Raw genomic sequence first — 16,626 nt, 5'->3', positions numbered from 1 at the left:
ATCCCTTTTTAAACAATAAACGGAAATGGCTATGCAACTACCTAGCAGTGAAGAAATTATTGATGATTTAGCGTTCTTTGACGATTGGGAACAGCGCTATCAATACATCATTGATTTGGGTAAATCTATTCCAGGTTTACCTGAGGATGCCAAAACACCAGAGCGCTTAGTAAAAGGGTGTCAAAGCAGCGTGTGGCTAGTCGAGTCGTATGACGGCAATAAAATAAACTTCGACGTGGACAGCGATGCGGTTATTGTACAAGGCCTATTGGCATTGGTTCTTGCTGCTTATAACGACAAGACCCCAAAAGATATTCTAGCGTTTAACATCGATGGCTATTTCGAGGCACTAGATTTAGAACGTCATATAACACCTACTCGCGGCAACGGTTTGCGCGCTATCGTAGGCAAGATACAAGAGCTGGCTAAAGCCAACGCTTAGGCTACAATTAAGCAGGGCAGATATTGTTGCCTTACAATATCTGCCAGCACAAAATAATTTGTGCACTGTCATCATATTGTCATACCCATTAGGCTAATCTGCCCTAATATTTATACATAAAAACAGTACTTTAAGCCTGATTTAATAAAGGCTCTGGTCAAGCTACGATTTATTGCCTATAATTCGCGGCCAAAATTTTAAAGATACATACACTATTATTTGTTTGGAGAGAGAACATGGCTCTTGAGCGTACTTTTTCGATTATCAAGCCTGATGCGGTTGCTAAAAACGTAATCGGTGCAATTTACAACCGTTTCGAATCTGCAGGTCTTCGCATCGTGGCATCTAAGATGATCCACATGAGCAAAGAGCAAGCAGAAGGCTTCTATGCAGAACACAAAGAGCGTCCTTTCTTCGGCGCACTTGTAGACTTCATGACGTCTGGTCCAGTTATGGTTCAAGTACTAGAAGGCGAAAACGCAGTTCTAGCTAACCGTGAAATCATGGGCGCAACTAACCCAGCTGATGCAGCTGCAGGTACACTACGTTCAGACTACGCTGCGTCAATCGACGAAAACGCAGTTCACGGTTCTGATGCACCTGAGTCAGCAGCTCGCGAAATCGCTTACTTCTTCTCTGAAGAAGAAATCTGCCCACGTACTCGCTAAGCGAAGACGGGTAGATGAAAAACGGGGCCTTTTGGCCCCGTTTTTTTTGTTTCTTAGTCCCTCTTAGCGCCTGAGCACGCTTTATGCTGCTTTGCTCGGTGCCCACTTAGGCAAGCTAAACCACGCTTCTCGCGCATTGCCAAACTTAACCTTTCTCTGTGTTAAATCGACTTTTTCTCGCATCTCATTTGTGGTAAAATCCGCGCAAATTTTAATCAGTGCTTTTCTTTGTCTTAGATGTCGCTTAAGACATAGTCGAATCGCTGGTTTTTACACCATATTCAGCAGTTAGAGGGGCATCCCTCGAAGGTAAAAGGGTCATCTTATTCATGGCAAAAACTAACTTATTAAACCTAAATCGCGAAGGCTTGCGCAATTTCTTTAAGGAAATGGGCGAGAAACCGTTTCGTGCCGACCAGGTAATGAAATGGATTTACCAGCATGGTGTTAGCGATTTCGAGGAAATGAGTAACCTCAACAAAAACCTTCGCGCGATGCTTATTGAAAACTGTGAAATTAAAGCGCCTGAAATCGCGTATTTCCAAGAAGCAAGCGACGGTACTATCAAGTTTGCGCTAACCCTTGAAGGTGGTCAGGAAGTTGAATCTGTTTGGATCCCAGAAACTGACCGCGCAACCCTTTGTGTGTCATCACAGGTAGGGTGTGCGCTTGAGTGTACGTTCTGTTCAACAGCGCAGCAGGGCTTCAACCGAAACCTAAGCGTTAGCGAAATTATCGGTCAGGTATGGCGCGTAGCGACATTCTTAGGCTTGTCGAAAGATTCGAGCAAGCGCCCAATTACCAACGTTGTAATGATGGGGATGGGTGAACCGTTGCTTAATCTTAAAAACGTTGTGCCTGCAATGGACATCATGCTTGATGACTTTGGCTTTGGTCTGTCAAAGCGCCGCGTTACTCTAAGTACCTCTGGCGTCGTTCCAGCGCTTGATATGCTTGGCGACCAAATTGACGTTGCGTTAGCTATCTCACTTCACGCGCCAACCGATGAGCTTCGCAACGAGATTGTACCTATCAATAAGAAATACAATATTGAAGCGTTCTTGGCCGGTGTTCGTCGCTATTTGGCTAAGTCTAAAGCCAACCAAGGCCGCGTGACCGTTGAATACGTTATGCTTTCGAATATCAATGACAGCACTGAACAAGCGCATCAATTGGCAAAGGTATTGAAAGACACACCTAGTAAAATAAACTTAATACCATTTAACCCTTACCCGGGTTCTCCATACACTTGTTCAAGCAATTCGCGTATTGATAGATTCGCAAAAGTGCTTATGGAATATGGGTTTACTACCGTTGTTCGCAAAACACGAGGCGACGATATTGACGCTGCATGCGGACAATTAGTAGGTGATGTGGTAGACCGAACTAAAAGATTATTAAAAAAACAGATGAAGGGCGAGGCAATTTCGGTAAAAATGGCCCAATAATCATTAAGATATTAGGGTAAGACCATGGTTGCAGGATTGCGAACTTCACTTCAAATTGGTTTATTGAGCGCGGTTATTTTAACGTCAGGCTGTGTTAGCAATAGCCAGTCAGGACTATATGGTGGCAACTTCGATCACGAGGAAGCCGCCAAAACACGCATGTCTTTGGGTCTTACCTATCTTCAAAACAACAACTACACACAGGCGAAAAAGAACCTCGACAAGGCACTTGAGTTCAATCCACGTTCTGCTGATGTTCAATACGCAATGGCTTACTATTATCAACTGGTCGGTGACAATTATCGCGCTGAAGAATTTTATGAAACAGCTATCGACTTAGCACCAAACAATGGTGATATAGCGAATAGCTATGGCGCTTTTAAATGTCAAAACGGTGATTATGAAAAAGCCAAAACCTATTTTTTTGATGCGATAAATAATCGGCTTTATGCCAATGCGGCGCAAACCTATGAGAATTTGGCCTTGTGTGCGCAAAGTCAGGGCGAAATTGACGAAGCGATCAATTATTTTCAAGAAGCACTAAAGCATCAGCCCGCACGAGGGAAAAGTCTATTTCTACTTAGCGAACTTTACACAGTGTCACAGCAGTGGGCGCTCGCCGAATCTACATTACGCAAGTACGAACGTGTTGCCAAGGTCACGCCAGACTCATTGTGGTTAGCCTATGAAATCGCCAAGGGGAAAGGTGATTTAGAGACAGCCAAGGGGTATGGTGAAATGATGATGTCTTTGTTCCCTGAGAGTGAGCTAACAAAGCGTTATGTAATTCAGCGCGAAAGTATGCAAAGTAGAGTGGTTAAAACCGTGAAATCTGCACAACCTCAAGAAGCTGCAAACAAAAGCGCAATGAAAGAGGCTGAAAAAGACGGACTAGATCACAGTAATCCAAATACAGAAACCAGCGTTAACGACGATGGTGCTGAGTTTCAAAAAGCATCGAGTGACAAAGGCAGTAGTGGCAACCTGGTTACGGCAAAGGGTAATACAGTAGATAAAGAGCAAAATACTGAAATATCTGCCCAAAGCGACAAATTCCATGTAGTAAAAGAGGGTGAAAACTTATATCGTATTTCTTTATTGCATAATATCAAAATAGCAACACTGCGAGAGTGGAACAACTTGAATAATACTGGCGCTATTATTGCTGGTCAGACTATTTGGTTGGTACCACCAAGTATGCAGGAGGAATAAGGTTTAATGGTGTCAGAAGAAAAAGCGAATCAAGAAGTTACTTCGCAACAACAAGAAAATACGCCAAGTCCAGGGGCAATGCTTAAAGCGCGCCGTGAAACGCTCGGTTTGTCCCAACAAGATATTGCAGATAAGTTGTTTTTAAAAGCTCATCAAATCAACGAATTAGAGAACGATATTATCGATGAGAAATCTTCGGTAACATTTACCAAAGGATACGTGAGAAACTATGCCAAGCAGCTAGGCATGAATTCTGAAGAAGTTATTGAAGCGTTTGAGCGTTATCATAACCAAACATCAGTGCCATCTTCTGAGAAACTTCAAAGCTTCTCTAAGCGTGTCGCAAAACAGACACACGACGACAGATGGATGATGGTTACTTATATCATCTTACTTCTTATTATTGCTGGTGTAGTCGTGTGGTGGTACCAACAGCCAAGTGACGACGCCGTTTCTGACGTTTCTGAGTTGCCGCTCACTGAAGCCGTTAAAAGGGAAGCCTCTGAAACATCTATTTCATCAGGTAATAGTACGAACGGTAGTGCGCAACTAGATGGCCGCATGACTATGGGTTCAAGCCCTTCTCAGCCGTCACTGAATGATGGCAATGCAAAAGATGCAAACCCAAACACACCACTTGGCGAAGAATCAGGCGGACAATTTAACGCTGAAGATAACGGCTTTACTCAAGATGGTAATTTGGATGATGGAGCAATATCTGCTCCTGATACAGCCATAAATGATAGCAACAACTTAACAGCACTTGTTAGTTATGCAAATGATGAAAACGAATCTCAGCCTAGTTTAAATATAACGCCACAAAGCAATGCCGCTCCAATCTCAATGGTTTTTAGTTTTGAGGACGACTGTTGGGTTAATATTAAAGATGCGTCTGGTGAAGCGATAGCCTACGGGGTAAAGCAAAAGGGACGGGTTATGGAAATTCAAGGCGTTCCTCCTGTTGAAGTTACGCTCGGTGCACCGGATAATGTGCGCATAACAGTTAACGGCGAGTCTGTTGATATTTCTTCATATCAAAACGGTAAAACAGCTCGGTTCGTACTTCCTTTATAGGTAATTAGATGTTTGCAGAAAGCCCTATTAAACGCAGAAAGTCTACGCGTATTAATGTAGGTAACGTTCCTATTGGCGATGGCGCTCCCATTGCTGTTCAATCTATGACAAATACTCGCACTACAGATGTAGCTGCGACGGTTGACCAAATAAATCGTATTGTTGCTGTAGGCGGAGAGATCGTACGTGTATCTGTTCCTACCATGGAAGCGGCAGAAGCATTTAAAGAAATTAAAAAGCAAGTTAGCGTGCCTTTAGTCGCAGATATTCATTTTGATTATCGCATAGCGCTTAAAGTGGCTGAGTACGGTGTTGACTGTTTGCGAATTAATCCCGGGAACATCGGTAACATGGAGCGCGTTCGCTCTGTTGTAGACTGTGCAAAAGATAAGAATATTCCAATTCGAATTGGTGTTAACGGCGGTTCGCTTGAAAAAGATTTACAGGAAAAATATGGTGAGCCAACGCCAGAGGCACTCGTAGAGTCTGCAATGCGTCACGTCGACATTTTAGACAAACTCAATTTTGACCAATTCAAAGTGAGTGTGAAAGCGTCAGATGTGTTCCTTGCCGTAGGTGCTTACCGCTTATTAGCGCAAAAAATTGACCAACCTCTTCACTTAGGCATTACCGAAGCTGGCGGTCAGCGCGCAGGCGCTGTGAAAAGTGCAGTAGGGCTAGGTATGTTATTGGCTGAAGGTATCGGTGATACATTGCGCGTTTCATTGGCCGCTGACCCAGTGGAAGAAATTAAAGTGGGCTTTGATATTCTGAAGTCACTTCGCATTCGCTCGCGCGGTATCAACTTTATTGCTTGCCCAAGTTGTTCAAGACAAGAGTTTGATGTCATCGGTACCGTTAATGCCTTAGAGCAAAGATTGGAAGATATTCTTACGCCTATGGATGTATCGATTATTGGCTGTGTGGTCAACGGCCCAGGTGAAGCGGAAGTGTCTGATTTAGGTCTTACTGGTGCACGTAACATGAGCGGCCTTTATGAAGACGGTAAACGCGTAAAAGAGCGTCTTCCTAATGACGACCTTGTGGACAAACTTGAAGCGAGAATCCGCGCAAAAGCATCGCGAATGAGTGAACAAAATAAAATTCAGGTATCAGTGAAAGACTAAGAGATTTTTTGTTCATTGTTGTTTATTCCCAAAGCCCCTATAATGCGGGGCTTTTCACTATTTAGCAGTATGAGAACTTCACGTGGCTAAGACTATTCAGGCAATTCGAGGCATGAATGATTGCCTGCCGGAGATTTCCGGCACATGGCAAAAGGTAGAATCTGTACTACGTCAGGTTGTGGCGAGTTACGGTTACCAAGAAATACGCACTCCTATCGTTGAAAGCACCGATTTGTTTAAGCGTTCTATCGGCGAAGTGACTGACATCGTTGAAAAAGAGATGTACACCTTCGAAGATAGAAATGGCGACAGCTTGACTCTTCGCCCAGAAGGTACGGCAAGCTGCGTGCGTGCTGGCAACGAGCACGGCTTATTGTACAACCAACAGCAGCGTTTGTGGTACATGGGTCCAATGTTTCGCCATGAACGTCCGCAAAAAGGTCGCTACCGCCAATTCCACCAGTTTGGTGTAGAAACCTATGGAATAGACGGCCCTGACATCGACTTAGAAGTTATTCTTCTTAGCGCTCGTCTTTGGAAAGAATTTGGTATCCAGCAGCATGTAAAACTGCAAATAAATACGCTAGGTTCAAACGAAGCCCGCGCTGCTTACCGCGATACATTGGTTGAGTTTTTAAAAGAGCGCGCCGACCAGTTAGATGAAGATTCGCTGCGTCGTCTTGAAACCAATCCGCTTCGCGTGCTCGATTCTAAGAATCCAGAGGTTCAAGCTGCCATTGCTGATGCTCCAGCACTTATCGATCATTTAGACGAAGAGTCTAAAGTGCATTTCGACAATTTGTGCGCACGATTAACGCAGGCAGGCATTGAGTTTGAAATTAACCCTCGCTTGGTTCGTGGTTTAGATTATTACAATCGTACCGTTTTCGAGTGGGTAACCGACAGCTTAGGTGCACAGGGCACCGTATGCGCGGGTGGCCGTTACGATGGCTTAGTAGAGCAGTTAGGTGGCAAAGCCACACCTGCCGTCGGTTTTGCTATGGGTATTGAACGTTTGGTACTGTTGCTAACTACCCTAACTGAAGAAGGTCAGGATACGAGCTTTGCAGACGTTTATGTAACAGCAATGGGCGATGAAGCGCAGTCTTACGCTATTGAAGTAGCAGAACACCTTCGAAATACACTTCCTGACACACGCATAATGATGCACTGTGGCGGCGGCAACTTTAAAAAACAATTAAAGCGTGCAGATAAAACGGGGGCACGCTTGGCGCTGCTTTTAGGTAGTGACGAAATGCAGTCTCGTGTAGTAGGTGTTAAGCCACTGCGCGATTCTCAAGAACAAGTTACAGTTAGCTTTGATGCCTTATCTGATAAGGTTTCTGAGATGCTGAGCGCAAAATAAAAAGAGGACATCATGGAACAGTTCGCAACAGAAGAACAACAAGTAGAAGCGATAAAGCGATTTTGGAAAGAGCATGGCACTGCTATCATCGTAGGTGCAGCTTTGGGTCTAGGTGGTCTATGGGGCTGGCGATACTATTCAGAGACACAAATTGAAAGTAAAGAAGCTGCATCTGTCGCTTATCAAGACGCTGTTGAAACATTCGGTACTGAAGGTAGCGATGTAAAGATTAAAGCGTTTATCGAAGAGAATAAAGACAGCGGCTATGCAAGTATTGCTAGTCTGCTTGCCGCAAAACAGGCGGTTGATGCTGGTGATTTAGACGCTGCTGCTTCTCATTTAAATAGCGTTGTAACTTTTGCTGAAAACGATGAGCTTAAAGTGCTAGCTTCTCTTCGTTTGTCTCGAGTGCAAATTGAAATGAACCAGCTGGACGGGGCGTTGTCTACGCTTAGCAACATAACAAACGACGCATTTTCAGCAGAAGTTTCTGAATTAAAAGGCGATGTGTATCAAAAACAAGGCAATTTTGATGATGCCCGTTTAGCTTATTCAAATGCGTTAGAAAAAAATGCCAACAATCCGCTTTTGCAAATGAAGCTAGATAACCTGTCGGTGTCTGCTGCTCAGTAAGCGATGGCCCTTGGGCTGGTATAAATAATAAAGAGGTACGCAATTTGTTTCACAACACGTGTGGCCGTAAAGGTCGATTTGCTCGCACGATAGGTATGGCGCTAGCAGTGTCTATCACAATGTCTGGTTGCTCAACAATTTCAGACTGGTTTGCTGACGAAGAAGAACTAGAGATACGCCGTCTAAAGCCGATTGACGCTAAGTTTTCGCCAAAAATTGTTTGGGAACGCGATATTGGTGATGGTGTAAATCACTACTTTTCACGCCTTCGCCCTGTTTACTCGTACGATAAACTTTATGCAGCAGATCGCCACGGTGCAGTTGTAGCGATGGATCCAGGTACGGGAAAAGTGTTGTGGGAAAAAGACTTCGCACAGTTTCGTTCTGAGGGTATGTTAAGTTCTGTATCTAAACTATGGCAAAGTGGTGAGACAGCGCGTATTGGCGGTATCGCTGTTGCGGACAGACATGTTTTTATTGGTACTGAAAATGGCTATGTAGCAGCCTTGGATGCAGAAACCGGTGAGCTTGCGTGGGATGCATCAATTCCTGGCGAAATTCTTGCTGCCCCGGCTGCTGATGAAGGTATTCTGGTTGTGAATACTGGTGCTGGTAGTTTGTTTGGTTTCAATACTCGTACCGGCGAGCAGTTGTGGAGACACGAAGGTGATACGCCTCCGTTAACGCTACGTGGAATTTCTGGTCCTATTGCATCAAACGGTGGTGCCATTGTGGGTACACCTACGGGCAAGATTCAGGTTAACCTTCTCGATACTGGCGTACTTGCATGGGAAACGGTAATCGCCACGCCTTCTGGCGCAACAGAACTAGAGCGAATCGTTGATATCGATACAACGCCTATTTTGTTTGGCGGTACAATTTACACAGTTTCTTATAACGGTACATTAGCTGCTGTTGAGTTACGTTCAGGTCGTGTTATCTGGAAGCGTGAGTATGCATCGTTTCGAAATTTAAACATCGACGGTAACAAAATTTTTGTTGTTGATAACAACTCCAACGTATACGCCCTTGATAGAAGAAATGGTGTTGAGCTTTGGTCTCAAGGTGCGCTAAAGCAGCGTTCACTTACGGCGGCAACGCCGGCGGGTGATTACGTGGTGGTTGGCGATAACTGGGGCTTCCTGCACTGGATAGAGCAAGACTCGGGCGCAGTGGTTGCGCGAATAGATGTCGGTGGCGATGACGAAGAAGACGCTATCTATGCAGCACCTCTTAAAGTCGACGATCGTATTGTTGCAGTAACACGAAATGGCGTCGTAGCCTCGGTGCGTACTCCAGAGTAATTGCTAAAACTTTACGCTGTAAATATAAAAAAGGCGCCTTGAGGTAACTTAAGGCGCCTTTTTTGATTTTTGGAAGCTGCTAGCCGTAAACCAGCGGCACGCTCTGTACGTGACAGGATTTTTTTTCTGGGCGAATTAACTGCATTGGTATTAGATAGTGAACAAGGTATAATGCGCCCAATTCTCAAAAGCCTCATGATAAATCACCTATCGTTAGAGACAATATCTCCCAAGCGTAAGATGTAATACTTGGTGTATGTGGCTTGTGCTTTTTTAGCTTTCATGACCCTTAGGATCTGATAAATGTTACCCGTTGTTGCTTTGGTTGGCCGCCCTAATGTTGGTAAGTCAACCTTGTTTAATCGCCTTACAAATACCCGTGATGCACTAGTTGCTGACTACCCGGGCTTAACTCGCGACCGTAAGTACGGCCAAGCGAAATTTGAAAAGCGCCAGTTTATAGTAGTAGATACCGGCGGTATTACAGGCGATGAAGAGGGCATTGATGCTGAAATGGCACAGCAGTCTTTATTGGCTATTGAAGAAGCCGATGTTGTTTTATTTTTGGTTGATGCGAGAGCTGGGCTGTTACCCGCTGACCAAGGCATTGCTGATCACCTTCGTCGTATCAACAAAAAAGTACTTGTTGTGGCGAACAAAGTTGATGGCATCGATGGCGACAGCGAAAGTGCTGAATTCTACTCCCTGGGCCTAGGTGAAATAAAGCAAATTGCAGCTGCCCATGGTCGTGGGATAAGCCAGCTACTGCAAGATGCGCTTAAGCCACTTGAGCCAGATTTTCCCGATATGGAAATTATCGAAGAAGCGCCTGAGGAAGAAGAAGATGCTGAAACTCAGCGTCAGCGTTTACAAGAGCTACCAATCAAACTAGCCATTGTGGGTAAGCCCAACGTTGGAAAGTCTACGCTTACAAACCGTATTCTAGGTGAAGAGCGTGTTGTAGTTTTTGATATGCCAGGCACAACGCGAGACAGTGTATACATTCCAATGGAAAGAGATGAGCGAGAATATATCCTTATCGATACCGCGGGAGTGAGAAAGCGCAAGAAGATCAGCGAAGCTGTTGAGAAATTCTCTATAGTAAAAACACTACAGGCCATAGAAGAAGCGAATGTGGTGTTGTTAGTGATTGATGCAAGAGAAGGTATCACTGACCAAGACCTGAGTTTATTAGGCTTTGTCCTTAATTCAGGTCGATCGCTGGTTGTTGCTGTAAACAAATGGGATGGACTGAGCACAGACGTTAAAGATGATATCAAACGTGAAATGGACCGCCGTTTAGGTTTTATCGACTTTGCACGTATTCACTTTATTTCAGCGCTTCATGGCTCTGGTGTTGGCAACTTATTTGAGTCTGTACAAGAAGCGTACATGAGCGCAACCAAGCGTATCAACACTGCGCTACTCACCCAGATTATGGAAATGGCGCAAGACGATCATCAGCCACCACTTGTACGTGGCCGTCGCGTGAAAATGAAATATGCTCACGCTGGTGGTTATAACCCTCCAGTTATCGTCATTCATGGCAACCAAGTGGACGACTTACCAAGCTCTTACAAGCGATTCCTAATGAATTACTTCAGAAAAGCGCTAGAGATAATGGGAACACCTATCAAGATAGAATTCAGGGAAGGTAATAACCCGTTTGAAGGTAAAAAAGCCAACTTAACCTTGGCTCAGCAGCGCAAACGCCGCCGTATGATGTCTTACTACAAAGACAAAAAATAGTTCTTTCATTTAAAGGCACCACTCCATTTGGAATGGTGCTACTCATTCCCTTTGTGTATTTTCTGTCATTCATGATTTTTACAGTTCATACATTTCTTAGTCATTTTACAGAACGTCGATTTAGTATCAGCCACTCAACTTTGCATATCTGAATCAATTAAACCTCTTGTGTAAGTGTAAGCGTCATTTCAGTTTTTTGTGCACTACAAGCATTTTACTACTGCATAAAGCATCAGCTATGCCAAATTTTAGTTACCCAGTCATAATTACAACTAAAGTGTAATATTTTCTTAAATTAAAAAAATTTTAGTTTTTCGCAAATTATCACTTCATCGTTAAAGCCAATAGAAATGCTACGCTGACCATTAAATAATCACTGGTTCTTTTTTTGCAGTTCATCTATGCCCTTTCGTTCGAAAAGGGTAATTCTAACTATTTGATCAGGATGAATTTATGAAAAAGCGAATTATTGCCGCTGCTCTCGTTGCAGCGACTACAATGCCAATAAAAGCTGCAATTATTACGCAAGAAGTATCCTTTGGTGTACAAGGAAGTCCTTTCGATGTTGCGGATGTTTCTCCGCTGTCGGAAAGTCTATTTATAGACGCATTTGACCAAACACTGGGTACATTAAACGCCGTTAACATAACTGTTTCCGGGCAAATTGACAGTGAAGGAAGGTCGATTAATGAAAGTACGGAAGCAGGCCGAGCCGATGTTAATATTTTCTTAGCATCTGATTGGCAAGTTTCAAGTAGTGTCGCTGACACTTTTATTTTTGAACGAGCGAATTTCATCGATCCTCTTGTTTCAGCTCAAAGCTCGCCTGAGGGAAGCTTTACAATGATTCCTGGCGAAGCATCAGAAGTATTTGAGTTTGATGTAAGCACGGGAGAGCGAGGTGGAACATTGACAAACGTAGACCTCACCGCCTTTTTAAGCGGTACCCCTATAGAATTCTTGTTTTCAACGGATGCAAGGACGAATGTTTTTAACCAAGTCGATGGAGGAAGCGGTCGTTTTACTAATGACTTTTCAACAGGCTCTTGGGGAAGGATATTCGTAGAGTTCGATTACTCTCCTGCTGCCGTTAGCGTTTCAGAGCCTGCTGCATTCAGTCTCTTTGGCGCAGGTCTATTATTTCTGTTTTCAAATAGGAAAAAAGCGCTAAAACGTTGAGTGTTTCTGTTTAATTTTACTGAAAGGTATTTTTTTAAACCCACGAAAAGGAGTCGTGATGTCAGTGGAAAAACTACACTCAATGGAGCAACCGCTTCGAAAAGATCAGGTTTACAACTGGTATGATAGATATAAACCTAAGGAACAGGCCAAAGTGCACATACTAAGTAATAATGTTCAAAGAAGGCCTATAAACCTTATTAAGCGTTTTATCGAAAAATAAATGTCTAAATGGTTCGCTCTCTTTTATAAATGGCAAAGTGCATTCAGCTGTCTCACTATACTGTCAGTGAGTGCTTTCTAAAAGTAAGGAGCGAACCTTTTTCATCATTTCAGACTCGTGAGGTACTTTTATTGCAACTATAAGTTGGTTGACGATATTGTCTGAAAATTCTGGTGGAAACGTAGTTGAAATTTTGACAATTTTATCTTGCAGTTTAAATACATAAGTCGTGGCGTAAATGGTAGGAGATGTTTCAGAAGCCGCGCTTAATCCCAACCGCCAACCGGCAAGGTTGCTGTTCACCTCATAACGCGAAGCGGGGCTAACCTGAGATAATTTTAGTCGTTGCATATCGGCAGTGGCGGTCGCCTTTTGCAAGTCACTTTCTAACTGTTGGGGAAGTAACTCGTTCTCTGCTAGTGTGAGCTGCCCTAAAAATGGGTAAACGGTAACGTCTACTAGCGCGTCTTCAAACGCAGCATGTGTATAGCGAGTAATAGCGCCACTGAAGGGATCTGCAAAAAGCTGCGTGTCGAGTTTAGTAAATTCGCCAACTGCGCTGGGCACCATCAAACCTTTGTCGTAGTTACTTGCCTCTAGTGCAGCAAACAAAAACTGACTGGTAAACAGACCCGAATGCTCAGCGTACTCGAGCCAACGTGTAACTAAGACATGTGCTTCGTTATCCATGGTAATCAACTGAGTACCATCTTTTGTGGACAAATCTGGCGAGGCATCAAAAGAAGATGAGTCTATTTCAATCCCGCGCCACTGCAAAGTAAACTCGGCGAATTGTTTTGCGTGTTGTTTGTGTTCGCTTGGCGTTGTACCCACGTTTGCAATGAGTAATTCGTAGTCGCTTCCTTCGCCATACGGAAAAAGTTGACGAAAGACACCAGAGTTACCCAATAGCGTGATAAAACTTTCCGGTGATATTGAATCTTCGAAGCATAAGTGACTTCTACTGTTTTTCTCGGGCACTGAGCGGTGCGGTTCTGCGTGTAATTTACAAGACTGTAAAAGCGACTCACTAGGATAAGTAGAGAAAACAGAAACAGGTTGGTTTACCGCGCTTGCGAGAGCGAGGTTAGGTAAAAAAAGTAATGCGATAAAAGCGAGTAACGGCATAAGCCCATGTCTTACATGTGCAAAACCAAATGCCCGTTGGTACAACGTGAATAAAGAGAACGCTTTTACTTGAACGGGCATAAAAATGATGGCTACCTATTGCCGCTGAATGTTGCTCACTGTACTTGTTATTTCGCCGTCAGTCACTCGCGTTTTTATCTCATCACCAATATTTACTTGATCAATTCGATTCACTGTAGCGCTTTCAGTAAGGGTGATGCTGTAACCACGCGCAAGAGTTGAAAGCGGGCTGACAGACTGTAAGAGGGTCACTTTACTGCCAAGTTCATTTTTTTTGCTCTTAATAAACGCATTCATGCTTGAGACAAGTTTTGCATTGGCATAGTGTAATTTGTCTTTCGCGCGCGCCACTTTCGCTGATGGCGATTGTTGATTAAGTTTATGTTCAAGTGCATGCAGTTGCTTTTCTGCTTTTGCTAAATCGCTTTGCATTTTATGTGCTAAGCGAAGTTGTAGCCTATCTAAGGTTTGCCACTGCGACTGAATACGGCTTTGTGGATGCAGTGCATTCAAACGCTGCTTCTTCAATGCTAACTGCTGCTTACTAGCTTGCAGGTACTGCTGTATTGCGCGTGTTATGCGCTGCTTTTGTTGATTTAACGTTTGGAATAGAGCGGTAGAGTCCTGACTTAAAATTTCCGCAGCAGCGGATGGAGTAGGGGCGCGTACATCAGCCACAAAGTCACTAATAGTAAAATCTACTTCGTGACCCACTGCGCTTACAATGGGCAAGGCACTTGCGGCTACTTCTCTGGCCAAGCTTTCATCGTTAAAACACCACAAGTCTTCTAATGAGCCCCCACCTCGAGTAAGTAAGAGCACATCAACCTCGGCGCGATGGTTAGCCGTTCTTAACGCGTTAATTAACTGTTGAGGGGCGGTTTCACCTTGTACCATTGAGGGATAAACGATGACTTCAGTTTGTGGGCTGCGGCGTTTTAACACGCTCAACACGTCGTGAAGCGCTGCACCGCTTGATGAAGTAATTACGCCTATACGATTAATACGATCAGGCAAGGGGCGCTTTCGTGCAGCGTCAAACAAGCCTTCATTGTTGAGTTTAAATTTCAATGCTTCAAAAGCTTGTTTAAGCGCACCTTCACCATCGCTTTCCATGTGCTCGACAACCAGTTGATAGTCGCCGCGCGCTTCGTAAAGCCCTACTGATGCGCGTACTAAAATTTTATCGCCTTCTTTCGGGCGAATACGAACATTGCGGTTTGCGCCTTTAAACATGGCCGCGCGCACCTGCGCTTTATTGTCTTTCAACGTGAAATACCAGTGCCCAGAAGCCGCGGCCACAAAGTTTGATATTTCGGCCGATAGCCAAATTAGGCCAATTTCGCCTTCCAGCACGGTTCTGGCTAAGCGGTTTAGCTTGGTAACTGTTAAAATTTGTCGAGACGTAGATGGCGAATTTGTAAACATAAAAAAAATCACTGGGTTTAATACATTTAGAGTTTACCTGAAAACTAAAAAACACTACAATTGCGCCGCAATTAACCCTCAACTGAATAGGTGTTGTTGCATGCTACGTATCATCCAAGAAGCCCTGACGTTCGACGATGTGTTGCTGGTTCCCGGCCACTCGACCGTCCTCCCTCACACTGCAAATCTTCAAACGCGTCTTACGCGCGGTGTAACGCTAAATATTCCAATGGTGTCTGCTGCCATGGACACGGTTTCTGAAGCCCGTCTAGCTATCGCGCTAGCTCAAGAGGGTGGTATTGGTTTTATTCACAAAAACATGAAACCTGAAGAGCAAGCCAAACACGTACGTGAAGTTAAAAAATACGAAAGTGGTGTGGTATCAGACCCTGTTACTGTAGCGAAGGATGCGACCATTGGTGAAGTTATCGCGCTTTCTAAGCGCCTAGGCTACTCTGGTTTCCCAGTAACTGATGAAAATAATAACCTTATTGGTATTGTTACTGGCCGCGACCTTCGTTTTGAGAAGCGCTTAGAGCTTCCAATTAGCAACGTAATGACCGGTAAGGATGATCTGGTTACTGTTAAAGAAGGTGCAAGCTCTGACGTTGTGCTAGATCTAATGCACGAACACCGGATTGAAAAAATCCTTGTTGTTGACGACGCGTTTAAGCTAACTGGCCTCATCACCGTTAAAGACTTCCAAAAAGCAGAAAATAAGCCAAATGCATGTAAAGACTCACTAGGTCGCCTTCGCGTTGGTGCTGCGGTAAGCGTTGGCCCAGGTACAGACGAGCGTATAGCACTACTTGTTGATGCAGGCGTTGACGTTCTACTTATTGATACCTCTCACGGTCACTCACAAGGCGTTATCGATCGCGTGAAAAAAGTACGTGCAGACTACCCCGAGGTTCAAATTATTGCGGGTAACGTAGCAACGGGCGACGGCGCGAGAGCACTTGCTGATGCTGGTGTAGATGCGGTAAAAGTAGGTATTGGCCCTGGTTCAATTTGTACTACCCGTATCGTGACCGGTTGTGGTGTACCTCAAATCACGGCGGTATCTGATGCAGTAGAAGCGCTAAAAGATACTGATATTCCTGTTATCGCTGATGGCGGTATTCGTTTCTCTGGTGACATTGCTAAGGCACTTGCCGCTGGCGCTAGCTGCGTTATGGTTGGCAGCATGTTGGCGGGTACAGAGGAAGCGCCTGGGGAAGTTGAACTTTTCCAAGGCCGTTATTACAAGTCATATCGCGGCATGGGTTCATTAGGTGCTATGGACCAAAGCCATGGTTCTTCAGATCGTTATTTCCAAGATTCTGATAATGCAGAAAAACTAGTACCAGAAGGTATTGAGGGCCGTGTAGCGTATAAAGGACCAATTGCCAATATTATCCATCAGCAAATGGGCGGCTTACGTTCAGCTATGGGCCTAACTGGCTGCGCTACTATTGAAGAGCTCAACACTAAAGCACAATTTGTACGCGTGACCTCTGCCGGAATGGGCGAGAGCCATGTTCACGATGTAAGCATCACCAAAGAAGCGCCAAACTACCGTTTAGGTTAAGGCGACCGACAACTGCGAGGCTGGTATTACACCAGCCTTTGTTCTTTTATTTAA

14 protein-coding genes are annotated in these 16,626 nt (G+C 44.3%); 12 read left to right on the top strand and 2 right to left on the bottom strand.

What is annotated here, in order from left to right:
* Nucleotides 1-31 precede the first annotated feature (31 nt).
* The 11 genes from ACHUFN_RS04710 (at nt 32) to ACHUFN_RS04660 (ending at nt 12,202) form a co-directional block, all read left to right on the top strand.
* Nucleotides 32-442, top strand: coding sequence for a SufE family protein (locus ACHUFN_RS04710; protein WP_394221149.1), 411 nt, complete (start codon nt 32-34; stop codon nt 440-442).
* 236 nt (nt 443-678) lie between these two features.
* A complete protein-coding gene (ndk, locus tag ACHUFN_RS04705; protein ID WP_012519000.1) occupies nt 679-1,110 on the top strand; it encodes a nucleoside-diphosphate kinase in 432 nt (143 codons plus the stop codon).
* A gap of 329 nt (nt 1,111-1,439) precedes the next feature.
* The gene (rlmN, locus tag ACHUFN_RS04700; RefSeq protein ID WP_394221148.1) at nt 1,440-2,558 is read left to right on the top strand and encodes a dual-specificity RNA methyltransferase RlmN; all 1,119 of its coding nucleotides are present in this window, start codon (nt 1,440-1,442) and stop codon (nt 2,556-2,558) included.
* Nucleotides 2,559-2,582: 24 nt separating this feature from the next.
* Entirely contained in the window at nt 2,583-3,770 is a 1,188-nt protein-coding gene (gene pilW / locus ACHUFN_RS04695; protein ID WP_394221147.1) for a type IV pilus biogenesis/stability protein PilW, read from the top strand.
* A gap of 6 nt (nt 3,771-3,776) precedes the next feature.
* On the top strand, nt 3,777-4,844 hold the full coding sequence (locus ACHUFN_RS04690) for a RodZ domain-containing protein (RefSeq protein ID WP_394221146.1): 1,068 nt from the start codon (nt 3,777-3,779) through the stop codon (nt 4,842-4,844).
* A gap of 8 nt (nt 4,845-4,852) precedes the next feature.
* Nucleotides 4,853-5,971 carry a flavodoxin-dependent (E)-4-hydroxy-3-methylbut-2-enyl-diphosphate synthase gene (gene ispG, locus ACHUFN_RS04685; RefSeq protein ID WP_394221145.1) on the top strand — a complete coding sequence of 373 codons (1,119 nt, stop codon included), beginning with the start codon at nt 4,853-4,855 and terminating at the stop codon, nt 5,969-5,971.
* Nucleotides 5,972-6,053: 82 nt separating this feature from the next.
* The gene (hisS, locus tag ACHUFN_RS04680) at nt 6,054-7,337 is read left to right on the top strand and encodes a histidine--tRNA ligase (protein ID WP_394221144.1); all 1,284 of its coding nucleotides are present in this window, start codon (nt 6,054-6,056) and stop codon (nt 7,335-7,337) included.
* Between the two features lie 12 nt (nt 7,338-7,349).
* Entirely contained in the window at nt 7,350-7,970 is a 621-nt protein-coding gene (locus tag ACHUFN_RS04675) for a YfgM family protein (protein WP_394221143.1), read from the top strand.
* Between the two features lie 44 nt (nt 7,971-8,014).
* Nucleotides 8,015-9,274 carry an outer membrane protein assembly factor BamB gene (gene bamB, locus ACHUFN_RS04670; RefSeq protein ID WP_394221142.1) on the top strand — a complete coding sequence of 420 codons (1,260 nt, stop codon included), beginning with the start codon at nt 8,015-8,017 and terminating at the stop codon, nt 9,272-9,274.
* 303 nt (nt 9,275-9,577) lie between these two features.
* Nucleotides 9,578-11,023, top strand: coding sequence for a ribosome biogenesis GTPase Der (gene der / locus ACHUFN_RS04665; protein WP_394221141.1), 1,446 nt, complete (start codon nt 9,578-9,580; stop codon nt 11,021-11,023).
* Nucleotides 11,024-11,476: 453 nt separating this feature from the next.
* Complete coding sequence (locus ACHUFN_RS04660) at nt 11,477-12,202, top strand: choice-of-anchor E domain-containing protein (protein WP_394221140.1); 726 nt, start codon at nt 11,477-11,479, stop codon at nt 12,200-12,202.
* Between the two features lie 286 nt (nt 12,203-12,488).
* Here ACHUFN_RS04660 and ACHUFN_RS04655 read toward each other — a convergent pair whose 3' ends face one another.
* Together ACHUFN_RS04655 and xseA are read right to left on the bottom strand one after the other, a co-directional pair.
* Complete coding sequence (locus ACHUFN_RS04655; RefSeq protein ID WP_394221139.1) at nt 12,489-13,634, bottom strand: hypothetical protein; 1,146 nt, start codon at nt 13,632-13,634, stop codon at nt 12,489-12,491.
* Between the two features lie 15 nt (nt 13,635-13,649).
* Nucleotides 13,650-15,002: an exodeoxyribonuclease VII large subunit gene (gene xseA / locus ACHUFN_RS04650; protein WP_394221138.1), complete on the bottom strand. Its 1,353-nt coding sequence runs from the start codon at nt 15,000-15,002 to the stop codon at nt 13,650-13,652.
* Nucleotides 15,003-15,102: 100 nt separating this feature from the next.
* Between xseA and guaB the strand changes: the two genes are divergently transcribed.
* A complete protein-coding gene (gene guaB / locus ACHUFN_RS04645; RefSeq protein ID WP_394221137.1) occupies nt 15,103-16,572 on the top strand; it encodes an IMP dehydrogenase in 1,470 nt (489 codons plus the stop codon).
* The last annotated feature ends 54 nt before the right edge of the window (nt 16,573-16,626 follow it).

This window comes from Alteromonas gracilis, assembly GCF_043642145.1.
Lineage (GTDB): Bacteria > Pseudomonadota > Gammaproteobacteria > Enterobacterales > Alteromonadaceae > Alteromonas > Alteromonas gracilis_B.
This window is presented reverse-complemented; position numbering and strand designations above follow the sequence as displayed.